General features: G+C 35.8%; 19 protein-coding genes. 1 reads left to right on the plus strand and 18 read right to left on the minus strand.

The window, feature by feature from the left end:
• Window positions 1-239 precede the first annotated feature (239 nt).
• Together CC92_RS0103040 and recA are read right to left on the minus strand one after the other, a co-directional pair.
• Window positions 240-884: a regulatory protein RecX gene (locus CC92_RS0103040; protein ID WP_029504552.1), complete on the minus strand. Its 645-nt coding sequence runs from the start codon at window positions 882-884 to the stop codon at window positions 240-242.
• A gap of 3 nt (window positions 885-887) precedes the next feature.
• Window positions 888-1,910, minus strand: a complete 1,023-nt coding sequence (recA, locus tag CC92_RS0103045) for a recombinase RecA (RefSeq protein WP_029504551.1) — start codon at window positions 1,908-1,910, stop codon at window positions 888-890.
• A gap of 677 nt (window positions 1,911-2,587) precedes the next feature.
• Here recA and CC92_RS0103050 point away from each other — a divergent pair.
• Complete coding sequence (locus CC92_RS0103050) at window positions 2,588-2,764, plus strand: (2Fe-2S)-binding protein (RefSeq protein WP_029504550.1); 177 nt, start codon at window positions 2,588-2,590, stop codon at window positions 2,762-2,764.
• A gap of 118 nt (window positions 2,765-2,882) precedes the next feature.
• Here the strand turns inward: CC92_RS0103050 and ilvA are convergent, their stop codons facing one another.
• The 16 genes from ilvA to cls form a co-directional block, all read right to left on the minus strand.
• Complete coding sequence (ilvA, locus tag CC92_RS0103055) at window positions 2,883-4,112, minus strand: threonine ammonia-lyase (protein WP_334290911.1); 1,230 nt, start codon at window positions 4,110-4,112, stop codon at window positions 2,883-2,885.
• Between the two features lie 140 nt (window positions 4,113-4,252).
• A complete protein-coding gene (gene ftsY / locus CC92_RS0103060; protein WP_029504548.1) occupies window positions 4,253-5,185 on the minus strand; it encodes a signal recognition particle-docking protein FtsY in 933 nt (310 codons plus the stop codon).
• Window positions 5,186-5,384: 199 nt separating this feature from the next.
• Window positions 5,385-8,942, minus strand: a complete 3,558-nt coding sequence (gene smc, locus CC92_RS0103065) for a chromosome segregation protein SMC (RefSeq protein WP_029504546.1) — start codon at window positions 8,940-8,942, stop codon at window positions 5,385-5,387.
• A gap of 82 nt (window positions 8,943-9,024) precedes the next feature.
• Window positions 9,025-9,729, minus strand: coding sequence for a ribonuclease III (gene rnc, locus CC92_RS0103070; protein WP_029504545.1), 705 nt, complete (start codon window positions 9,727-9,729; stop codon window positions 9,025-9,027).
• Window positions 9,730-9,864: 135 nt separating this feature from the next.
• Window positions 9,865-10,095: an acyl carrier protein gene (gene acpP, locus CC92_RS0103075; RefSeq protein ID WP_029504544.1), complete on the minus strand. Its 231-nt coding sequence runs from the start codon at window positions 10,093-10,095 to the stop codon at window positions 9,865-9,867.
• 27 nt (window positions 10,096-10,122) lie between these two features.
• Window positions 10,123-11,133: a phosphate acyltransferase PlsX gene (plsX, locus tag CC92_RS0103080; protein WP_029504543.1), complete on the minus strand. Its 1,011-nt coding sequence runs from the start codon at window positions 11,131-11,133 to the stop codon at window positions 10,123-10,125.
• Window positions 11,134-11,327: 194 nt separating this feature from the next.
• A complete protein-coding gene (locus tag CC92_RS0103085; protein ID WP_029504542.1) occupies window positions 11,328-12,104 on the minus strand; it encodes a CheR family methyltransferase in 777 nt (258 codons plus the stop codon).
• 451 nt (window positions 12,105-12,555) lie between these two features.
• Complete coding sequence (locus tag CC92_RS0103090) at window positions 12,556-14,538, minus strand: bifunctional 4-hydroxy-3-methylbut-2-enyl diphosphate reductase/30S ribosomal protein S1 (protein ID WP_197035778.1); 1,983 nt, start codon at window positions 14,536-14,538, stop codon at window positions 12,556-12,558.
• Window positions 14,519-15,205, minus strand: a complete 687-nt coding sequence (gene cmk / locus CC92_RS0103095; RefSeq protein ID WP_029504540.1) for a (d)CMP kinase — start codon at window positions 15,203-15,205, stop codon at window positions 14,519-14,521. The genes CC92_RS0103090 and cmk overlap by 20 nt, the downstream gene beginning before the upstream one ends.
• A gap of 12 nt (window positions 15,206-15,217) precedes the next feature.
• Window positions 15,218-16,561 (minus strand): NAD(P)/FAD-dependent oxidoreductase, encoded by a 1,344-nt coding sequence (locus CC92_RS0103100; protein WP_029504538.1) that lies wholly within the window; start codon window positions 16,559-16,561, stop codon window positions 15,218-15,220.
• A gap of 202 nt (window positions 16,562-16,763) precedes the next feature.
• Window positions 16,764-17,318, minus strand: a complete 555-nt coding sequence (locus CC92_RS0103105) for a hypothetical protein (protein ID WP_029504536.1) — start codon at window positions 17,316-17,318, stop codon at window positions 16,764-16,766.
• A gap of 192 nt (window positions 17,319-17,510) precedes the next feature.
• Window positions 17,511-18,677 (minus strand): CinA family protein, encoded by a 1,167-nt coding sequence (locus CC92_RS22035; protein ID WP_081841938.1) that lies wholly within the window; start codon window positions 18,675-18,677, stop codon window positions 17,511-17,513.
• A gap of 240 nt (window positions 18,678-18,917) precedes the next feature.
• Complete coding sequence (gene pgsA / locus CC92_RS0103115) at window positions 18,918-19,460, minus strand: CDP-diacylglycerol--glycerol-3-phosphate 3-phosphatidyltransferase (protein ID WP_029504534.1); 543 nt, start codon at window positions 19,458-19,460, stop codon at window positions 18,918-18,920.
• A 16-nt stretch (window positions 19,461-19,476) separates the two neighbouring features.
• The gene (rimO, locus tag CC92_RS0103120) at window positions 19,477-20,799 is read right to left on the minus strand and encodes a 30S ribosomal protein S12 methylthiotransferase RimO (protein WP_029504533.1); all 1,323 of its coding nucleotides are present in this window, start codon (window positions 20,797-20,799) and stop codon (window positions 19,477-19,479) included.
• A 243-nt stretch (window positions 20,800-21,042) separates the two neighbouring features.
• Complete coding sequence (gene folD / locus CC92_RS0103125; RefSeq protein ID WP_029504532.1) at window positions 21,043-21,891, minus strand: bifunctional methylenetetrahydrofolate dehydrogenase/methenyltetrahydrofolate cyclohydrolase FolD; 849 nt, start codon at window positions 21,889-21,891, stop codon at window positions 21,043-21,045.
• 102 nt (window positions 21,892-21,993) lie between these two features.
• Window positions 21,994-23,547 carry a cardiolipin synthase gene (gene cls, locus CC92_RS0103130; protein ID WP_029504531.1) on the minus strand — a complete coding sequence of 518 codons (1,554 nt, stop codon included), beginning with the start codon at window positions 23,545-23,547 and terminating at the stop codon, window positions 21,994-21,996.
• Window positions 23,548-23,625: the final 78 nt, after the last annotated feature.

The following is a 23,625-nucleotide window of genomic DNA, read 5'->3' on the forward strand; positions in this document are numbered from 1 at the left end:
TTTTTTGTTACATTTGACATACTCTAAAAAACTTACTTATACATTAATATTTTAGATATAATTCTTCAACTAACGCCTATTTGAGATCTACAGTGACCTAAATTCAACAGTTTTTACAGAAATCAAAAATAGCAGAGATACATAAGGAGACTCTTTTATATTCTCCCTACTATCTCTGCTTTCATAAATTTTATTCTATATTGATTCTACTAAGTTTCGGCTAGACTCTTGTATTGTAATTATCCTTCGTATTCTTCCGTTCGTAACACTTTTTGTATGGTATGATTGTGAAATCCTTTTCGATACAAAGAAGCAATTAACTTTTGTCTTTCTTCCTTGGAAAATTCGTCGATTGGCTTTCCTTTCCTTCGAATTATCCTTAGGATTGCCTCTTCTTCTAAATCTCTATCCTCCATTGACTCAGAAAAAGACTCCTTGAGTTCTTCATACGCTCTGTCAATATCAGATTGAGTAATCCCTTTTTGATATAAAGTATAGCTAAGCTGCCTCTTGCTTTTTGCTTGGTATCGACCCCTGATATAATTTAAAGTGTACCGATAATCGTCAAGATAATGAAAACTCTTTACATAGGCGATTGCTTGAGTTACCACGTGTTCTGGAAACTCTTTCTCTCTTAGCTTCGTAGTTAATTCAAGTTCAGTTCGATCCATTCTTTCAAGTAAGGTTAACGCTTGCTTTTTTGCATATCTTAAAACTAGTTCGGTCTCTATCTTAAGTAGTAAGGTATCCGATATATTTTGACCAACTTCTAACGCAAGTTCTCTGTAATCCTTTCGATAAAGCCAAAATGCAGCCTCATCATTAAGAAAGATTCGTACTCTTACCTTATCCATTGGCTTAATTTCGGTCACTATGAATTCCATCGATTACTCTTCTACCTTCTTCTTAATATCATTCTGAAGATTATATCTCTCTCTTACTTGCTCTTCTACCTCTTCAAGGATATGCGGGTTCTCCTTTAAGAATACCTTTGCATTCTCACGACCTTGACCAATCTTTGCGTCATTATAAGCATACCAAGCTCCACTCTTTACAATGATACCTTCATTCGCTGCTAAATCTAGGATATCTCCTTCTCTTGAGATTCCCTGACCAAACATAATATCGAATTCTGCTTCCTTGAATGGTGGTGCAATCTTATTCTTTACAACCTTAATTCTAGTTCTGTTACCAACGATATCTCCACCAAGTTTCAATGCCTCAATTCTACGTACATCCAAACGAATCGAGGAATAGAATTTCAATGCACGACCACCAGTAGTTGTCTCTGGATTACCGAACATAACACCAACCTTTTCACGAAGTTGGTTAATAAAGATTACAATACAGTTTGACTTACTTATTACTGCTGTTAACTTACGGAGTGCCTGTGACATTAATCTCGCCTGAAGACCAACATGAGAATCTCCCATATCACCATCTATCTCCGCCTTTGGTACTAATGCAGCAACAGAGTCAACGATAACGATATCAACAGCACCAGAACGAACCATCGTCTCTGTAATCTCAAGTGCTTGCTCTCCGTTATCTGGCTGGGAAATATATAGGTTGTCAATATCTACTCCAATATTCTTTGCATATACAGGATCGAGTGCATGCTCTGCATCAATAAAACCTGCAATACCACCTCTTTTTTGAACTTCAGCAACCATGTGAAGTGCCACGGTTGTCTTACCACTACTTTCTGGACCATATACCTCTACAATTCTTCCCTTTGGAATACCGCCAAGGCCTAATGCAATATCTAAACTAATGGAACCTGTGGGAATAGTCTCGATATTCATATGAGCGCTTGTATCCCCCAGTTTCATTACAGATCCCTTACCATATTGCTTTTCTATCTGCGCAAGGGCAGATTCTAATGCTTTTATCTTATCCTCATTTGCCATTTTCATTTCTCCTTTTTTTCATACCAAACATGTGTTCTTATTCTGTTATCATCTTATCTTATTCTAAGATTTTTGTCAATACCTTATCCCAAACAAATCATCTGTAACTAAAATCGCATTCTGAATTCTTATTTCTTATATAGAAGCAAAAATATCATTAATTCTTAGTGTCAGCTATAACACCAACGATACGAGTTTAGGCACTAGATCTAATAATAGTATACGAAAGCTTAGTTCACTTGTAAATAAGATAATCGAAAGGAAGGATTAGAAAAAAAATAGTAATTTTCAAACATTTGCACAATTTTCCTCTCGCAATATGTACTGTTAGGATTCTTCTTTGTATATTATTACTATGTAATCGGTAAAATTTTTTCAACAACCCAATCAAGTAACTTCTTTCCATTACTATTCACAATTAGCTTCCATGCTGCGACTGTTTTTTTGAAGCAGCTAATGGCTCAAGTTTGTCGTTTCATAAACTTGGTGAGTGAAAGATTAAAAATCTTTCACTCTTAGTTCATGAATGAAACTATTACTTTTTGTGTACAATAGTATCGTAGTCCATTCGATAAGTATTATTCTATAGAATTTTTGAAGCACAAGGCTGTCTTAATTACTAAGAATAACATTTACAAATGGTGTTTATGAAAAGATAAAGAAGTAGAGGTAAGATTATGAACGATGACGATATTATCTGCACATGTTATGATGTGACTGTAAAGGACATCAAAGATGCTTATGCAAATGGAGCTAAAACCTTAGAAGAGATTGAAGAAGCTACGAAAGCTGGTACACTTTGTGGCGCTTGCATCGGTGACATTGAAAGTCTTCTTGATAGTTTAAACAAATAATAAGCATAAATTGCACCAAAAAGGGCTGCAACAGAAGTGACCCAGTCGATTACTCGACCTCTTCTGTAGTAGCCCTTTATTCATGACAAGTAAGACAATTACTGGCTCATCTTGATTATTAACTCATATAGGTACCTTTCGGTTGAATTAATTTAGGATTATATCCTTTTTTCTCTAACGCTTTTACTATAGCTTTTTTATGCTCATGACCGAAAGCTTCTAGCGTTATCACTAGTTCTACAGCAGTATTACGATTTATACTTACAAACTGGTTATGCTCTAATCGAATTACATTTCCCTGTTCTTTTGCAATCACAGAAGCAACATTTACTAATTCACCTGGCTTATCTGGCAATTGAACAGAAACAGTAAATATCCTTCCTCTCTCAATTAATCCATGCTGTACAATCGAAGACATCGTTATCACATCCATATTTCCACCACTAAGGATAGAAACTACCTTTTTACTAGATACCCCTAATTTCTTTAAGGCTGCTACGGTAAGTAATCCAGAGTTTTCTACAATCATCTTATGATTTTCTACCATATCAAGGAAGCTTACGATTAACTCTTTATCTTCCACTGTAATAATATCATCTACATTACTTTGTATGTATGGAAAAATTACATCACCAGGTGTCTTTACAGCAGTACCATCCGCAATCGTGTCCACCCCAGGTAAGGTTACAACATGTCCAGCTTTTAAGGACTCTTGCATGCAATTTGCACCACTTGGCTCTACACCAATTACTTTAATATTGGGATTTAATAGTTTTACTAACGTAGATACCCCTGCAAGCAAGCCACCACCGCCAACTGGGCATAAGATAATATCAACGGTTGGGAGTTCCTTGATAATTTCCATTGCAATGCTACCTTGTCCGGTTGCAACTACTTCATCATTAAAGGGATGAATAAACGTATACCCATGTTCCTTGGCGAGTTCAAGTGCATGCTGGCATGCCTCATCATACACGTTACCATATAGAATTACTTCTGCACCATAACTTTTGGTACGATTCACTTTGATTAATGGTGTTGTAGTTGGCATTACAATCACTGCTTTTGCACCATAAATTTTTGCTGCATAAGCAACTCCTTGCGCATGGTTCCCAGCAGATGCAGTAATTAAGCCTTTTTTTCTTTCTTCTTCGGATAAGGTACTAATCTTGTAATATGCACCTCTTACCTTATATGCGCCGGTAAATTGCATATTCTCAGGCTTTAAATACACCTTGTTCCCTGTCATTTCTGAAAAATAATCACTGTACACAAGCTTTGTACGGTTGGTTACTTTTATGACCGCTTCACTGGCTTCTTCGAATTTTTCCAATGTCATCATCGTTATGCTCTCCTTCTATACAGATTCCTTTTCTAATATTACTTTATTACTTACGCTTTTAAAACATCTATAGGCTTCCTATTATGGGTACCTAGCTGAAACGACAACTTGTCACCAAGTTGTCGTTTACTTTCTAACTCTTAAACTTAATTATTGTCTACTGCAAATAATGCTTTCACGAAGTCATCTGGATTAAACTTTTGCAAATCATCAATCTGCTCTCCAACACCAATATATTTTACCGGTATCTTTAACTCGGATTGAATGGCAATTGCAATACCACCTTTTGCAGTACCGTCTAACTTGGTAAGGACGATACCAGTAATGTCTGCCACTTCATTAAATTGCTTTGCTTGAGCTAATGCATTCTGTCCTGTAGTACCATCTAATACTACAAGAGTTTCACGAAATGCACCCGGATATTCTCTCTCAATCACTCGATCAATTTTTCGAAGTTCTTCCATTAGGTTCTTCTTGTTGTGTAAACGTCCTGCGGTATCACAGATTAGGATATCTACATTACGTGATTTCGCTGCTGTTACGGCATCAAAGATAACTGCTGCTGGATCAGAGCCTTCCTTTTGCGCTATGATATCAACATGAGCTCTGTTCGCCCATTCGGTTAACTGTTCTATTGCTGCAGCTCGGAAGGTATCTGCTGCTGCAACCATGACCTTTTTCCCATCGTCTTTTAATTGACCTGCTAATTTTCCAACACTGGTTGTTTTACCAACACCATTCACACCAATTAATAATACAACTGATTTATGATTTTCAAACTCGTAAGCATCCTCTGGTAAGCTCATCTGTTCTCTCATACTTGCCATTAGTAACTCACGGCACTCACTTGGCTCTTTTATTTTATTTTCTTTTACCTTATTTTTAAGATTTTCAATAATAGCGGTTGTTGCATTAATCCCTAGATCAGCCATAATCAATGTTTCTTCTAATTCTTCATAGAAATCATCATCAATATTTGATGAACCCGTGAAAATCGACTCTATACTAGAAATTACATTATTTCTGGTCTTCGCCAAACCAGAAGCTAAACGACTAAAAAAACCTTTCTTTTCTCCCAAAGCATTCACCTCTAATCAACATTTCTTGCTGTAACTCAACCTTCCTTTAGATATTTTACAACAAATACGTACTTTTTATGATATTTCTTTTTTATAATTCTGTCAACACCAAAGTGGATATGTCAACACAAAACTTCCACAGTGTGAGGCTAGAAGTTCTTATGCTCTGTATTATAGAGTATAAGAACTTCTCCTCACACTAACTATCTAAATTTTCTTCAATAAGACTCACACTTACCAATGTAGAAACACCTTTTTCCTGCATGGTAATACCATATAGCACATCAGCCGCTGCCATTGTACCTCTACGGTGTGTAATAATGATAAACTGCGTGTCTTTCGTAAGTTTGTGGAGGTAGTTCGCAAATCGTTTTACATTCGAGTCATCAAGCGCCGCCTCAATCTCATCTAGAAGACAAAATGGAGAAGGTTTTAAGTTCTGAATCGCAAATAATAAAGAGATTGCAGTAAGTGCCTTTTCACCACCAGATAACTGCATCATATTTTGCAATTTCTTTCCTGGCGGCTGTGCAATAATTCGGATTCCGGCTTCTAGGATATCCTCATCCTCGGTAAGCTCTAGTGTTCCTTTACCACCACCGAAAAGTTCCTTAAATACAATATCAAATTGCTCTTTAATATCAGTAAACTTTTCTTCAAACTGCCTTCGCATTTCTTCATCAAGCTCAGTAATAATACCTTGGAGAGTTTCTTCTGCTGCAATTAAGTCTGCTTTTTGTGTCGTTAAAAACTCATAACGCTCGGAAAGATTCTTATAATCTTCAATAGCATTGACGTTAACATCACCTAAGGATTTAATACTATTCTTAAGCTCTGCAATACCTTTTTTATTTGTAACAGGATTGCTTAGATCAACCTCCTGATACTCTACGGCTGTGCTAACTGTCAATTCATATTCTTCCCACATATAGCTAATTTGTGCATCCAAAACTTCGGATAATTTTTCCTTTTGATTTTGAAGACGATATGCTTCCTTATCAAGGATACCAAGACGATTTTGTAGCTCTTCTCTTTCTGTAACAAATTTCTTATGATTTTGGCTCATGAGCTCTTTTTTTTCACTTGCCTTAGTAATCTGCTCTATAAGAATGCGAAGCTGTTCTAATTCCTCTTGTTTTTTCTGTAAATTAATCGAAATCTGTGCATCACGCTGCTTTTTTTCTTCTGCCCTGTTTTTAGCTTCACTTCGTAAGTCTTGTTCCTCTAATTCAAGTGTTTCAAGATCACGACGTACACGGCGCATATTTTCTAACACATATTGTATGCTTTGTTCAAGATTTGAGGACTCTACTAGAATGGTAGAAGCTTCTTCCTGGGAGCTTTGCTTTGTCATTCGCTCCTTTACAAGAATTTGATTGCACTCTTCGATTCTTTGTTCTTTTTCTTTACTTATTCGGTCATTGTTTATTAAGGAATTCTTAAGATTGTCCATGTTAACCTTAAGTTCTTTATTCTGTTCTTCTATTAGCTTTAGTTCATTCACAAACTCCAGGTAAGTATGGTGCATTCCATCCATCTTCTCCTGCTCTTGTCTTTGATTCAATTTTGCTGTATTTGCTTCTACCGACAATTGAGAAAGCTTCTTTTGGTTAGCCTCAATTGTCTCTCTCATTGAAAATCGTTGTTCCTTGTAGGAAAGGATATCCTCATTCAATTTCGCAACTTCATTTTTAAGAGTAAGTACACTAACTTCTAACTCCTCAATCTCCCTACGACGGGATAATAAATTACTGGAGTTTTTATATGCACCACCGGAGAGAGATCCACCTGGATTTAATTGCTCTCCTTCAAGCGTTACAATTCGCAAATTATACTTAAACTTTTTTGATAACGCTATCGCATGGTCAATGTGATCAACAATATAAGTTCTTCCCAGTAAATACTTTAATAGACCATCAAATCTACTCTCTGCTTTCACCAGAGAACTCGCAATCCCAATTACTCCTGGCTCTTTTAAAACCTGTTCATTTGTAGAAATATTTCCCTGAATACTAGTTAATGGTAAGAAGGTAGCTCGTCCATGCTTTCCGCGCTTTAAGAACTCAATTAGCTTCTTCGCCGTATCCTCGTTATCGGTTACAATGTTTTGGATATTACCACCAAGTGCTGTTTCAATTGCCGTTTCGAAATTCTTGTCCACTTTAACAATGTCAGCAACAACACCAACGATACCCGGAACTTGTTCTTTTTGCTCCATAATACGACGAATGCTATTACCATATCCATCATATCGTTCTGTCATATTCTTAAGGGAATCCAGTTTCGCATTCATAGATAAATACGTTTGATTCTTTTGAGTGGAAGTCGCAACCCCTTGATCAATTTTCTTTTGAAGTTCTTCGATTTGTCTAACTAGATTTTGATTGTCCGAAGTGACGTCATCTATCTGTTCCATAATATGAGCAGCATTTGATTTTAATTCCTCTAATCGAAAACTTAGAGAAGATTCCTCACTTTTTATCTTTAGAATTTTTTGATTAATCTCAGCTTTTTTGATTGAGTTTTGCTCACTTATGGTTTCATAACGCTGTAGATTCGTCTTTATGTTCGAATTATCATTTAAGATTCGAAAGATTTCATTGTTACAGGATTCAATCTCTCTCGTAAACTCCTGGATACGTTCCTCAATATGAAGCATTGCTTCACTGCTTCTTGATTTCTTATCCTCTAGTCCTCGTAATTTCTCATCAATCTCCTGTTTCTCTTTTCGATAACCCTCTAATTCGTTAAGCTTTTTTTGTGCATTTGCTTTTATAGAATCAATTCGTGATTGAAATGAATTTTCATTCTGTGCTATGGAAGCAATCTGCTCTTTTAGAACTTTGATTTCTCCATCCGTCTTTTCGATGCTTAGTTGTAATTCATTTCTACTAGATTTTGCTTGTTCTAGCTCTTCTCCTAACTGTTCTAAATCTTCTTCTAGCTTTTCATACTCAGCTTTAATTTTCTCAAATGAATCCTTCGTTTGATTAAAATCTTCTGTCACAATCTGTGATTTATTATCTACTTCAATCTTTAATTGATTGTTTTTCTCATATTCAATTAAAAACTGATTTACTTCTAATTTCTTAAGCTGTTCCTTTAGGCGTAAATATTCCCTTGCTACCTCTGATTGCTTCGCAAGTGGTCCAATCTGTCTTTCAATTTCCGAGATAATATCAGAAACACGAGAAAGATTTAAACGTTCCGCTTCTAAATCACGCTCAGCTAACGCTTTTCTTTTTTTAAACTTTACAATACCCGCTGCTTCATCAAAAAGCTCTCGCCTCTCCTCTGGTTTTCCACTTAAAATCTTATCGATTTGTCCCTGTCCAATGATAGAATAGCCTTCTTTGCCAATACCGGTATCCATAAAAAGCTCTTGTACGTCACGTAATCTGCAGTTCGAGCCATTGATCATGTACTCACTTTCACCAGACCGATAGACACGTCTTGATACAGTTACCTCTTCGTATTCAATTGGTAATTTATGATCGGAATTGTCAAGGGTAATTGCAACATAGGCAAACCCTAAAGATTTTCTCATCTGAGTACCAGAAAATATAACATCCTGCATATTAGCGCCACGAAGCTGTTTTGCACTCTGCTCACCCAAAACCCAACGTACCGCATCTGCAACATTACTTTTTCCACTACCATTTGGTCCAACAATACCAGTAATTCCATTGTTAAATTGAAAAGTTATTTTATTTGCAAACGATTTAAATCCATGAACCTCAATACTTTTTAAATACATTATTTCCCTCATTTCCGCGCTGCTAAGTTTGTGCTCGTAGTGCAGTTACAAACTTGCTGAGTGAAAAAGTTTTCTTCCACTCTTACTGTAATTTTCGCAATTGTAGAATAGAGCGATATGCCGCTTCCTGCTCTGCGGCTTTCTTCGTACGTCCGGTTCCGATTTCTAAACATTCTTCATCCATCTTGGCCACTACCGTAAATTTTTTATTGTGATCCGGTCCGGTCTCCTGAAGTAATTCATAACTTAGATGTTTCTTATAATCACTTTGAACAATTTCTTGCAAGATAGTCTTGCTATCATAAAAGAGCTTCTTATGTTCAATATCAGCTAAAATAAAATTACTAATAAACTCTTTTGCATTAGCAAAACCACCATCCAAATAGATAGCACCAATAATTGCTTCTAACGCATCAGAAAGAATAGAATCTCTGTCTCTTCCTCCTGTGGCATCTTCCCCTTTTCCAAGAAATACATAATTACCGAGTTGTAGTTCTCTCGCACATAAAGCAAGAGTTTGCTCACATACCATACTCGCACGTAATTTCGTTAAATCTCCTTCTGGCATCTTGGAATGTTTTGCGAAAAGCCATTCGCTAGTCGTTAATTCTAATACCGCATCTCCTAAAAATTCCAAACGCTCATTATTAGCCAACTTACTAAGCCTCTTCTCATTCGCAAAAGAGCTATGTGTTAACGCTTGTCTTAATAGACCTGGTTGCTCAAACGTATAATTTATCTTTTGTTCAAATTCAGCCAACAATTTCTTCCCTGTTAACTCCGCCATATTTCACCTACCTATCCTATTGTAACATGAAAACACAAATATAATTTGCTACATAGATATACTGTCACAAACTTGCTTTTTTAAAATTAAAAAAGGGTGTTGCCATCTGCACCGCTAAGGCAACACCCGATCATATTATTCCAATGCATTCTTAATTTGTTCCACTGCATCCGCTACTGTTACAATATTCTCTGCCTCTTCGTTTGGAATCTCGATATCGAATTCTTCTTCGATTCCCATAATAATCTGGTAGATATCCAAAGAATCTGCTCCAAGATCATCAATGAATGTAGTCTCCATTGTAATTTCTTCTCCATCAATGTTTAATACTTCACCAATAATTTTTTGTAATTTTTCAAATTCCATAACTGTCACCTTTCTTACTTATAATTTCTAATCTTCTTTTTTAATATTCTCTTTAATTTTACTTATGATATCATTTTCTTTAAATGATATACACTGAATGATAGAATTTTTGATTTCTACTGCATTCGAACTACCGTGGCTCTTCACCACAAGACCATTGAGACCAAGCATCGGTGCTCCACCGTAACTTGATAGGTCAAAATCCTTTAAGGTTCGTTTCAGTGCTGGCTTAACTAACGCTGCACCGATTGTACTAACCGTTGTGCTTGTAAGTCCGGCTTTGATTTTTTTAACCAACGCACTCGCCAAGCCTTCATAAAGCTTTAAGATTACATTACCTACAAAGGCTTCACACACGATAACATCTGCTGCACCATTCGGAATCTCTCGCGCTTCAATACTTCCGATAAAATTAATTTCATCGCAATTCTTTAAAAGCGGGAAGGTTTCTTTTACTAAAAGATTCCCCTTCTCTTCCTCTGCGCCGATATTAACGATTGCAACCCTTGGATTCTTAATTCCTACCACGTGTTCCATATAGATGGAACCCATCTTTGCGAATTGAACCAAATGAGACGCTCTAGCATCCACATTCGCTCCACAATCCACCAATAGGGAAACCCCATTCATAGTTGGAATTAAAGGAGCCAATGGCGGGCGTTCAACACCCTTAATCCTTCCGGCAATCAACTGCGCACCTACAAGCACTGCTCCTGTACTTCCTGCTGAAACAAATGCATCTGCTTCTCCATTCTTTACAAGATTAAGTGCGACAACAATCGAAGAGTCTTTTTTTCTACGGATAGCATTGACCGGTGCTTCGTCATTGGTTATCACCTCACTGGCTGCCACTACCTTAATACGATTCGAATCGTACGTATACTTCTTTAGTTCTTCTTGTACGGCGGTCAATTGACCCACTAAGTGTACTGTGATTTCAGGACATTCATTGACAGCTTCTACGGCGCCTTTGACAATCTCTGACGGAGAATTGTCACCGCCCATTGCATCTACCGCAACTCTAACTGTACTTTGCATTTCTACCTTTCCTTTCCTCATCATTACCTATGTATCAATATAACCGATTGCATATAAAAAATCAACCACTATTTTTCATACAAAAGTAAGATAAAAAAGCTGTTATTCCGTAATGAATTACCGAATAACAGCTGATGATTTTTTGTTGTATTTCAATGTATTTCTCAAGCTAACATTCAAATTGTCAATCCAACTTAATCTTTTAAATAAAAGAAGGACTTTAAAGTGCTATACCCTAGGTTCTGTGGTTGAATGATTTGCTCAGTACTTCCAACAAATAATATCCCTTTCGGTTTTAATGCCTCGTTGAATTTCTGGTAAATAACATCCTTTGCTTCTTCTGTGAAGTAGATTAATACATTTCTACATACAATCAAATCCATTCCACTTGGATATGGATCCTTAAGCAAATTATGTTGGCGAAACTCAACACATGCTTTTACACTATCAGAAATCTGATATGTACTGGCATTCACAGCAGTAAAATACTTTGTAATAAACTCCTGTGGCAACCCTTTTAGACTTTTACTGTTGTACAGACCCATTCTTGCCTTATCTAGTACCTGTTTATCAATATCTGTAGCAATTATCTTAATCTTAGACAATGGCATAAACTTTGATAGTAACATAACTAAGGAATATGGTTCATCTCCAGTTGAACATGCCGCACTCCAAATTTTTAAATTAGGAGACTTTTGCAAAAGAGAAGGTAAAACTTCCTTTTCTAATAAATGCCACTGTTCCGGATTACGGTAAAACTCAGATACATTTATTGTAAGATAAGTAACAAACTCATCAAACATTACCTTATTTTGCTTTAGCACACTGACATACTCTGCATAAGTTGTGTACTTATGCTTTGTGATTAAAGAGTCAATCCGTCTCTTCATCTGACGCTCTTTATATGAATTCAAATCAATCTTGGTTAATTCAAAAACGTTTTTCTTAAAGACTTCATAACTATCCGTCATTTTCCCTCTCATTCTGCCACTTTTGTGACTATATAATCAGGAGGAATTTTTGCACGCCAGCATAAATTCCGGAATGAAAGTAATATTTCTTTTATGTTATTCTTTCGATATTATTCTTTCGATATTATTCTTTCGATGTTATTCTTCGATGTTATTCCTTTAAATTTACTTCTTAGAAAATTTTTAAATTAGAAATGAATTTCTTAAAAACTTCTAAGAAATTCATTTCTAAAAATACTTATTCTAATAGATATTATTTCAAAAGAATTTTGTACAAAAAAGTTTTGTTTCCAAAGATGTTACTACGAAAGAATTTTACTTCTAAAGAATTTTATTTCTAAAGAATTTTATTTCTAAAGAATTTTACTTCTAAAGAATTTTACTTCTAAAGAATTTTATTTCTAAAGAAATTTATTTCTAAAGAAATTTATTTCTTTCAATCCTTATCCTATTATTCTTCTGTAGTTGTTTCAGCTACTTCTTCTGCAGCTGGAGCTTCTAAAGCTTTGATGCTTAAACTGATCTTCTTATCTTCGCTGTTAAAATCTACAACCTTTGCTGTGATTTCCTGACCAATCTTTAAGGCATCTGCTGGCTTCTCGATGTGCTCTCTGCTAATCTGTGAAACGTGAAGTAATGCATCAACACCTGGCTCTAATTCGATGAAAGCGCCAAACTCTGTCATACGAGCAACTTTACCAGTTACTACATTACCAACAGCGTACTTCTCGTTAGCGTTAGCCCATGGATTCTGTTCTGGGAACTTAAGGCTTAATGCAATCTTTTCACCTTGGATATCCTTGATGAATGCCTTTACAGAATCGCCAACCTTAAATACTTTCTTAGGACTTTCAATACGTCCCCAAGACATCTCAGAGATGTGAAGTAAACCATCAGCACCACCTAAATCGATGAATGCACCGAAATCAGTAACGTTCTTAACAGTACCTTCCACAACATCACCAACTTTAATCTTTGCAAATAATGCTTTCGATAATTCTTGTTTCTTAGCAACTAATAATTGCTTGCGATCACCAATAATTCTTCTTCTCTTAGGATTGAACTCACTGATTACAAATTCAATTTCTTGATCCTTGAATTTCTCAAGATTCTTCTCGTATGTGTCACTATCTAAGGAAGCCGGGATGAAGATTCTAGCCTCATCTACGATTACACTTAAGCCACCATCTAATACAGCAGCTACTTTTGCTTTTAATACTTCTTTGTTGTTAAATGCTTCTTCTAATCTCTTGCTACCTTTTTCTGCTGCAAGTCTCTTGTAAGTAAGAAGAACCTGACCTTCACCGTCATTTACTTTTAAAACTTTAACGGTCATTGTGTCACCTTCACTTACAACGGTTCTAAGGTCAACGTTTGGCTGGTTAGTATACTCATTTCTAGTGAGAATACCGTCTGCTTTGTATCCTATATTTAAGACGATCTCGTCTTCTTTTACACGAATAACTGTACCATCGACTACCTCTCCGTTGTGTATTGTTACTAATGACTCCTCCAATAATTGTTCAAAACTCATTTCTGACATTCTAGTATGAACCTCCTTGATAATATTATTTGGGGTGGAAGCCCCTGCAGTAATACCTACGCTACGAAAAGATTTAAGTTGATTTAAATCCAGGTCAATAAGTTTCTGTATATAGTAAGTATTTGCACATTCCTTTTTAGAAATTTCGTAAAGCTTTCTCGTATTCGAACTATGCTTTCCTCCGATTACAATCATCGCTTCAGAAGTCTTTGATAGCGTCGCTGCTTCTGTCTGACGTTCCTCTGTGGCGTTGCATATCGTATTTAAAACAAGTATATCATAACCCTTTTTTGATATAATTTCAACTAATTCTTGAAAATTCTTGTAATTAAATGTCGTTTGGGCTACAATACATACCTTTTGCTCAGAAGATAACTGAATTTTTTCGGCTTCTTCGGCATTACCAACTACAATAGCAGGGTTCTTACACCAACCGATAATTCCAGCCACCTCCGGATGTTCTTTATCTCCTATCACAATTACCTGACGTCCTAGTTCACTCTGTTCTTTCACAATTCGATGAATTTTTAGTACATAAGGGCAAGTTGCATCTACTATCTCAAAACTCGTCCCTTGTTCTCCCTCGATTTCCTTGATTTGATCTAGAACACTCTTTGGTACACCATGAGATCTTATCACTATTGTGCCCTTGTCAAGTTTTTTCAATTCATCCAATGAATGAATGACTTTAACTCCTCTATTTTCTAAATCCTTAACAACCTCATCATTATGAATGATAGGCCCATAAGTATAAACTTCTTTCCCATTCGATATTTCTTCGTATACCTTATCAACTGCTCTTTTTACACCAAAGCAAAAGCCTGCTGTTTTTGCAAGTGTTATCTTCACAACTTCTACCTTAGTCTGTTTTCTACTTATTCTTCGCTTCATAAAATAGATTAAGAATGTGAGTGGCAACTTCTTTGATTGTCATCGCTGAACTATCCACTAATATCGCATCCTTCGCTTGACAAAGCGGAGAGATATCACGATTCATATCCCGATGATCACGATCAATAATACTCTTTTCTATTTCTTCTAGTGAAACAGACTCTCCCTTTCTAATTAATTCCTCATATCTACGATTGGCGCGAACTCTGGAACTTGCGGTTAAATAAACTTTTAAATCAGCATTTGGTAATACATGGGTTCCTATATCTCTACCATCCATTACAACGTTCTCTGTAGCAGCAAGTCTTTGCTGTAATTCCACTAACTTCTTACGAACCTGTCCTTTTACGGAGCATGCAGATGCCATAGTTCCTGCTTCTACTGAACGAATCAATCCGTTTACATTTTCTCCATTTAATAAAACCTGCTGTTCCCCCTGTTCGAACGCAATAGAGATATCTACTTGCTCACAGGCTTTAGTCACAGCATCTTCCTCTTCTAAAGAAATATTTTCACGAACGAAATAAAGTCCCATAGCACGATACATCGCACCTGTATCAATATAAATGTACCCCAGTTGCTTCGCGATTTGCCTAGCTATTGTGCTTTTTCCAGCACCAGCAGGCCCATCGATAGCAATACTGTAGTATTTTTTGTCTATTTTCAATGAACCTTCCTCCTAATTTTCTGCAACAGCTCTTCCGGCTGCAACACCAGTTGACCATGCAATTTGTAAATTATAGCCACCGGTTAGCGCATCAAGGTCTAAGACCTCACCAACAAAATAAACCCCCTGAATTAGTTTGGATTCCATTGTGGTAGGATCGATTTCTTTTACTTTAATTCCGCCTTTTGTAACAACGGCTTCATTAAATCCACCAAAGCGTGCAATTTTAAAGGTCATATTTTTTAAGCATTCTACCAACCTTGCGCGTTCTTCCTTTGTTATGGCATTCACCTGTTTGTCCGGTGGTATTTCACTAAGTGTTATTATAATGCCTATTAATTTTTGTGGCAATAGATGATCTAAGGAATTTTTAAATTGTTTATTTTTATATTCTTCAAAATCCCTTAGAATTCTTGCATCCAACTGCTCATATGACAGGGCTGGTTTTAAATCCAGATGAAGCATCAATTCGCAGTCATTTAGATAGGGAAGTAAAATACTTGTACCACTTAAAATTACAGGCCCACTGACTCCAAAATGGGTAAATAACATCTCACCAAATGCACGATAAAGTTCTTTTCCTACTGGAATCTTCTTTTTCTTTTTTCCTTTTTTTACTTGTTCTTGTTCTAATGTTTCTGAAGCAGAATCTTTTTCTGATTCAGATATTTTTGCTTCCCCAGCAGTTATGGTTACTTCGATGTTCTTAAGCGATAATCCCTGCAACTCTTTTGCATATTCTTCTTGCAAATGCATAGAAACAAGCGAAGGGTATCTTGGGGTTATTTCATGCCCAAATTCCTTTGCAAATCGATAACCATCTCCGGTTGATCCTGTGGATGGATAAGACAAGCCCCCTGTAGCAACAATGACAGAACTACCTTCTACAAAAGTACCATTTGCCAAAGTAATACCAGTCACCCTGCCAGCTTTCTCATGCAAACAAGTAACTTCAGCATTGAAGTGAATTTTTACCCCCAGCCTTCTCATCTCTCTCTCAAGAGAAGAAATAACATCGGAGGAATGATCAGATACAGGAAATACTCTATTTCCACGTTCGACTTTGGTTTTAAGCCCTAACTCTTCAAAGAAATTTATGGTATCCTCGTTGGTAAAGGAATATAATGAACTAAACATAAATTTTTGATTTGTAACTATATTAGCAAATATATTCTCTAAGTCAGAAGCATTGGTTATATTACATCTTCCTTTTCCGGTAATATAAATCTTCTTTCCTAACTTTTCATTTTTCTCATATAACTCAACTTTTTTCTTTTTTCTTGCAGCCATGATAGCTGCTATCATACCAGCAGCTCCACCACCTACGACTAGGATTTTATCTTCCACATTAACCATACCTTTCCATAACTCATAATGTGCTCCATTGGCACAAATATATGTGAAAATCTTGATTTTACTCATATATCTTATGGGTTACCTTTTCTTAATCTATCTTTCTCTATCGTAAAATTTTAAACTTCTTTCTTATGAAAAAGAGACCGAACAACACACCCGAAATCGTACGATATTCGTTATGTCTTGCTTAGTCTCCTTTTCCTTACTTCTGCGTTTCCATATATACATGATTGATATCAAATTCAAAATGTCCTGACGCATACGGACCATCCATCACACGAAAAACTACTTTATTATAGGTATCTGATAAATTATCCAGTAAACTTTGTGCTATCGCATCTAAAATTTCAGCTTCAACGGAGCTACCTACATTTTTTACCGGTGGCTGATCTCCTGTAAAACTAACAATGACCATATTCTCATTCGTTGTAACAGAATCAATTCCAATTGTGAATGATTCATCTTCCATAGACTCCACTACCTTATCTACGATTAGTTCCGGTGTTATCTCTGTATCGGAAGGAACCATTGCTATTACGGATATTTTCTCAGCAGTATCTGCACTGATAGAATATATTGAAAGTTCTTTTTCATTTATCTGTATCTCTGGCGTAGCTGGTGTCTGGGTAATTGTCGGAAGTGTGGTCAGTAACGGTTCTTGCTTTTGCTCTAGATTATTAGGACCACTACAACCCCAAACATAAACCATGCAAAGAAATACAACTGAGACTAATCCAACCAATTTCTTGTTTTTCATAATACATGTCTCCTTTATTCATAGCAGGGAATTACTTTCACATGTTTCACATAGAATTCAGTAATTTCTCGAGTATTTATCTTCCCCTAAAGAATAACGGCTAACTATGTCATTTCTATGGTAAAATCACAAAAAGAAAAGAAAAAGCGATTTATTTTCATATTTATTTCATTTTTCCTGTGTTTTTGATAGCTAAAATTCGTCTTCTAATAGGACTCGTAGTAGTAATGTTTTAGCCATCTGCACTGTTTGATTTCTAATTTCATCTCTAGATCCTATTCCTGATAATAATATCGTATGAGTATTTTCTTTGTAATAACAGGAAAGATATACCGTACCAACAGGCTTCTCAGGTGTTCCTCCAAGTGGTCCTGCAATTCCAGTTATCGAGATAGAAATCGAAGCATTTGCTGCCTTTGCTGCTCCCCTTGCCATCTCACCTGCGGTTTGTTTACTGACAGCACCATATGAGGAAAGTGTCTCACGGGTTACACCAATACATTGTTCTTTTGCTTCATTAGCATAAGTTACAAAACTTTGATTAATGACATTAGAAGCACCAGATACATTAATCATATTTGCCATAAATAGTCCACCAGTACAAGATTCCGCGGCCGTTAAAGTTAGACCTTTCTCATTCATGATACCAATCAGTAAAGATTCTAATGATTCTTGCTCCGAAAAAGTATAAATACTAGCTCCAAACTTCTTTTTTAATTCCTCTTTTATGGAATACTCCCATAATTCGTTTTCTTTCTTATCTTTTAGAATCTTATTAAGATAGATTTTGACATCTAGCACTTCTCCAAACTGTTCATCTTTCAGTGATCCTTCGCACACGTTTGGAACCCTTCTAACTTCCATAACATCTGTTGATATTGTCACGAAAGAATCTTTATTTAAAAGTTCTTCTATCTCCTCTTCTAGTTTATTCTTCTTAATACCACATAGTTTAACCACAAGAGATGAAAGCATACTATCTGAGGAAGGTGACTTTTTTGATCTCATATCATGTAGTAACTCATGAGAATTATCTTTCCAATCAGAAAGAAAGTAATAAGTCCTTCCTATTATTTCCAATGTTATCCCATAGGAATTTTGCATTACTGTAGTATTCTTAGAATTTTTTTCTAATGTCTTTATCAGATTTTCTCGTTCTTCTTCATTAAATCCGATGAATAAATCAAAGTCGGTATTCGTATCTAATTTATTATCACATTCGCATACATCATAGACAGAATCATATCTAAGAAGAATAAATCCTTCCTTTTGTAGTTGCTGTATTAACTGAATCAACTTTTCATGGATTGTTAAATCATGAATACTTTTATTTATTTTATGAACAATATGATACTCCATTTAACCCCCATTCTGGCACTTTCGTACCTTTTAGACAATAACTCATCGTTTCTAATTACCGTGTAAACTCCCATAAGGAAGTGATACATAAAACTCTTATAATTCTATATTTTTAAGATAAAGTTTTTCTATGATAGAAATTCACACTCTATCTAAATCATAAAAAGATGGTCTGACTTCCTTAATGTAAGCCGACCATCCTTTCTCAACGATTCTACATATCAGTAGAAAACAATTTTACTATTTCGTTCCATCCAAAAGGATATAACGATTTTTGTAAAGGTAATCTAAGAGGGAAATTACAGTTAACCCAAATGCTAACCATAAAAAAATCTGTTCTAAAACATTGAACAGCGGTAAGCTGGAATCAAAGATAAATAAGACACACATAATCATTTGTGCTGCTGTCTTAAATTTTCCCCAATAGCTTGCTGCAATTACTAGCCCATTATCAGAAGCTACTAGACGAAAACCACTAATAATAAACTCTCTCGCTATGATTACGATAACTATCCAAGCTGGTACTGTCCCAAATTCCACGAAGCAAATTAATGCGGAGGAAACTAATAGTTTATCCGCTAAAGGATCCATGAATTTACCGAAATTTGTTACAAGATTATATTTTCTAGCCAGATAACCGTCCACAAAATCAGAGAAACATGCGATTACAAATACGGTTAAGGCAATGTATTTACCATATGGTATTCCTGGCCATAACATCAGTATTAAAAACACTGGTATCATGATAACTCTAAATATTGTAATCTTATTTGGCAGATTCATAACTTCCTCCTTAAGCCTACTCGGCTGTCCCTATTAAATCATATTCTTTTGCTTCAGTCACAGTAACCTCCACAAACTCACCAGACATAAGTTCATCTTTGGTGTGTACAAATATATAGCCATCAATGTTTGGAGCGTCCATATAAGTTCTTCCAATGAAGATTCCTTCTTCTACAAGTTTTCCTTCAATGATTACCTTTAATTTACGCCCAACCATTGCCTTTGCTCTATCAAAAGCAATTCCTTGTTGAATTTCCATCAGTTCTTTTTGACGTGCAACTTTCACTTTTTTCGAAATCTGATCCTTCATCTTCGCTGCTGGTGTATCCTCTTCTTTCGAATAAGTAAATACTCCAAGTCGCTCAAATCTCATATTGCGAACAAATTCTTTCAATATCTCATGGTCTTCCTCAGTCTCTCCAGGGAACCCTGTAATTAATGATGTTCTAAGAGCGATATCTGGAATTTCCTTACGAAGTTTTGCAATGAGATGTTCTAATTCCTCACGATTCGTTCTACGTCCCATACGCTTTAGAATATTATCAGAAGCATGTTGAATTGGGATATCAAGATAATGGCAGATTTTTGGTTCTGTCTTGATTACATCAATCAACTCGTCATTAATCTCTTCTGGGTAACAGTATTGAATTCTTATCCATTCAATTCCATCAATTGCACAAAGCTTACGAAGTAGTTCAGCTAGCATTTTCCTTCCATATAAATCTACGCCATATACGGTGGTTTCTTGTGCAATAAGGATTAACTCCTTCACTCCGCCTTCCGAAAGAAACTTCGCTTCCTCCACCAATCGTTCCATCGGGACACTACGATAATCTCCTCTGATCTTTGGAATGATGCAATACGTACAATGTTTATCGCATCCTTCTGCAATCTTTAAGAAGGAATAATACCCACCGGTTGTATTAACACGGTTTGTCTTAATCTCTGATAAGTAATCGATGTCTTTGAAAGACTCTGCTCGTTCCCCCCCTAATACCTTATCTATTACCTCTGTAATTGCATCATAACTGGTTGTTCCAAGTAAGGCATCTACCTCAGGAATCTCAGCCAAAATATCGTCCTTATAACGCTGAGCAAGACAACCCGTCACAATAAGTCCTTTTAAACTACCGTTTTTCTTGTATTCTGCCATCTCAAGGATGGTATTAATGCTTTCTTCTTTTGCATCGTGGATAAAGCAACATGTATTTACTACAATAATATCTGCTTCACTTTCATCGTTCGTAAGTTCAAAACCACGGTCTCTAATTAGTCCTAGCATTACCTCGCTGTCAACTAAATTCTTGTCACAACCAAGTGAGATAAAAAATATTTTCATTCTATAAAACCTTTCTAGTTCTTTTCGGATATTAAAATCGTTTCCATATTTTTCTATCATTATTCATAACGACTCTCTTACATATAAGAATTTTCTTAATAGCTAAAATTTGAATTTCTTTCTATAAGCTCCAAAACTTGAAGGAATTCTTATATATAAATTTTCTCCATTACAAATTATTGTAACAGCTTTTAATGGAAATTCAAATAGTAAAAAAAAGATTTTTATATTTTTATAGTTTCTTTATATTTGAAACTTTTTGGCTCCATACACGCAATTGTTCATAAGCATTGCAATTGTCATTGGCCCAACCCCTCCTGGAACTGGTGTAATCGCACTTACGATAGATACCACATCATCATAATCCACATCTCCACAAAGCTTGTTGTTTTCATCACGATGCATCCCTACGTCAATCACAACTGCACCTTCCTTCACATATTCCTTCGTAAGAAATTTCGGTTTTCCAATCGCAACCACTAAGATATCTGCTCTTTTGGTAATCTCAGATAAATTCTTAGTTTTAGAATGGCAAATCGTTACGGTTCCATTCTCTCGAAGTAAAAGAAGTGCCATTGGCTTTCCAACGATATTACTTCTTCCAAGAACAACGCATTCTTTTCCTTCTATCTCGATTCCAGAGCGTTTTAATAACTGGATGATACCAGCTGGAGTACAGGAAAGATATCCTGCCTGTCCAATGCTTAGCGCTCCGACGCTTTCAGGGTGAAATCCATCCACATCCTTCTTCGGATCTATCGTTTTAATTACCTTGTTTTCTTCAATATGGTCTGGCAATGGCAATTGAACAAGAATACCCGTAATATCATCTTTATCGTTAAGATCTCTGATTAAATTTAATAATTCTTCCTCCGTTGTCTCCTCTGGAAGTTCAAAAGCTAAAGAACGAATACCACAATATTCACAAGCTTTCTTTTTATTACCAACATAAACAGTGGAAGCAGGATCTGTACCTACTTGGATTACAGCTAAAGTAACTTCTGTTCCTTTATTTTTTAACTCAGAAACCTCAAGTTTTATTTCATCTTTGATTTCCCCAGAAATTCTTTTCCCATCAATTATCATTGCCATAACACTCTCTCCTCTCTTAATGAAACCAATTTCGTTGTTTATCAGTTAATTTCTCTATATTTAAATATATATTAAATCTTAAACATAACATTTACTACCAAATCACATCATAGGGGCAAATAATCGTAAAATAGATTGAAATAATCTCATTGGGAGCTTTCTCTTAATCTTATCTTCTGTCATATGAATACTTTGTTGCATTGTTTGTATGAAATCTTTTTTAATATCGAGAATTGTTTTGTTACGATACATATATACTCCACATTCGAAATGAAGATACAGGCTACGATAATCCATATTGATAGTTCCTACCGTAGCAATCTCATCGTCACACACAAAACTTTTGGCATGTAAGAAGCCTGGTTCAAATTGGTATACTTTAATTCCCGCTTTCACAAGTTGTTCGTAATATGACTGTGTAACCGCAAACACAATTTTTTTATCTGGAATGTTAGGTGTAATAATACGGACATCGACTCCTCGTTTACTAGCTAAACATAGCGCTGTCATCATCTCATTATCAATGATTAGATATGGAGTACAGATATAAACATAATCCTGAGCCATATTTATGATGTTAAGATACACATTCTCCCCAACATTCTCTTCATCTAACGGAGAATCTGCATATGGCTGAACAAAGCCGTAAGTATCTTTTCCCTCATTCATGTCCAAAAATTTTTGGTAAAGAGTAGCATCCGGAGTAAAGTCTTTTAAATGATCGTTCGAGGAATGAAATGCATTCCAAGTGGTTAGAAACATTGTTGTAAGGCTAAATACAGCATCGCCGATTAAGCGAATGCCTGTATCCTTCCAATACCCAAAACGATTTTTCTCATTAATATACTCGTCTGCTAGATTAATCCCACCAGTAAATCCTATCGTACCATCAATCACCATAATTTTACGATGGTCTCGGTGGTTCATTACTGCGGAAAATATAGGTATCACAGGATTAAAGACAACGCATTTTATATTGTACTTTGCTAATTCCTCACCGTACTTATATGGAAGTAAGGTTAAGCAACCAAAGTCATCATAAATTAAACGAACATCGACTCCAGCTTTTGCTTTTTCCTTTAATATCTCAAGAATCTCATTCCACATACGGCCTTCCCCAATGATAAAATACTCTACAAAGATAAACTTCTCAGCATTCCTTAACGCTTCTAACATATCTGGAAAGTTTTCCTCTCCACTTTCGTAGTATTTTACCAAGGTATTGCTATAAACCGGATACCCAGAATTATTTACTATATATCCTACCTGTCCACGTACTTTCTTGTCAATACCCTCGATGGTATTTAATACCTCTTTTTCTTGCATTATCTCTTTTGATAATCTCTTCCAAGAAGCATCAATCTGCGTACGCATACGTCTTGCAGGCTTTTTTCCTCCAAGCATCCCATACAATAATCCACCTAAAATAGGAAATGCAAGGATAGGTATACTCCACGCAAGCTTATAAGCAGGATTATCATTCCGATTAATCACTAAGATTAATGCAATAAAACTCAATACTTGAAGTACAATTTGTATCCACCAGGATTCACTGGTGAGATTTAGCATAAACGTTATGAACCATACCGTCTGTATTAATATCAAAACACCAACAATAAAGATTCGGCTTAATAATAATTTCTTAATTTTTCTCAATCAATCGCCTCCTTTGTATCCCTTCTTAAGCATTCCCCACTTCGAAACATTATAGAGCATTCGATAAAAACAATCAAT

Origin of the sequence: Lachnoclostridium phytofermentans (assembly GCF_000733755.1) — a bacterium.
In the GTDB taxonomy this organism is placed as follows: Bacteria; Bacillota; Clostridia; order Lachnospirales; family Lachnospiraceae; genus Lachnoclostridium; species Lachnoclostridium phytofermentans_A.

What these genes read in the sequence shown, in the direction of transcription:
- CC92_RS0103040 (WP_029504552.1), bottom strand. Translation starts at nt 884, where the DNA reads ATGGAATTCATAGTGACCGAAATTAAGCCAATGGATAAGGTAAGAGTA.
- recA (WP_029504551.1), bottom strand. Translation starts at nt 1,910, where the DNA reads ATGGCAAATGAGGATAAGATAAAAGCATTAGAATCTGCCCTTGCGCAG.
- CC92_RS0103050 (WP_029504550.1), top strand. Translation starts at nt 2,588, where the DNA reads ATGAACGATGACGATATTATCTGCACATGTTATGATGTGACTGTAAAG.
- smc (WP_029504546.1), bottom strand. Translation starts at nt 8,942, where the DNA reads ATGTATTTAAAAAGTATTGAGGTTCATGGATTTAAATCGTTTGCAAAT.
- rnc (WP_029504545.1), bottom strand. Translation starts at nt 9,729, where the DNA reads ATGGCGGAGTTAACAGGGAAGAAATTGTTGGCTGAATTTGAACAAAAG.
- acpP (WP_029504544.1), bottom strand. Translation starts at nt 10,095, where the DNA reads ATGGAATTTGAAAAATTACAAAAAATTATTGGTGAAGTATTAAACATT.
- plsX (WP_029504543.1), bottom strand. Translation starts at nt 11,133, where the DNA reads ATGCAAAGTACAGTTAGAGTTGCGGTAGATGCAATGGGCGGTGACAAT.
- CC92_RS0103085 (WP_029504542.1), bottom strand. Translation starts at nt 12,104, where the DNA reads ATGACGGATAGTTATGAAGTCTTTAAGAAAAACGTTTTTGAATTAACC.
- CC92_RS0103090 (WP_197035778.1), bottom strand. Translation starts at nt 14,538, where the DNA reads ATGAAGCGAAGAATAAGTAGAAAACAGACTAAGGTAGAAGTTGTGAAG.
- CC92_RS0103100 (WP_029504538.1), bottom strand. Translation starts at nt 16,561, where the DNA reads ATGGTTAATGTGGAAGATAAAATCCTAGTCGTAGGTGGTGGAGCTGCT.
- CC92_RS0103105 (WP_029504536.1), bottom strand. Translation starts at nt 17,318, where the DNA reads ATGAAAAACAAGAAATTGGTTGGATTAGTCTCAGTTGTATTTCTTTGC.
- CC92_RS22035 (WP_081841938.1), bottom strand. Translation starts at nt 18,677, where the DNA reads ATGGAGTATCATATTGTTCATAAAATAAATAAAAGTATTCATGATTTA.
- pgsA (WP_029504534.1), bottom strand. Translation starts at nt 19,460, where the DNA reads ATGAATCTGCCAAATAAGATTACAATATTTAGAGTTATCATGATACCA.
- rimO (WP_029504533.1), bottom strand. Translation starts at nt 20,799, where the DNA reads ATGAAAATATTTTTTATCTCACTTGGTTGTGACAAGAATTTAGTTGAC.
- folD (WP_029504532.1), bottom strand. Translation starts at nt 21,891, where the DNA reads ATGGCAATGATAATTGATGGGAAAAGAATTTCTGGGGAAATCAAAGAT.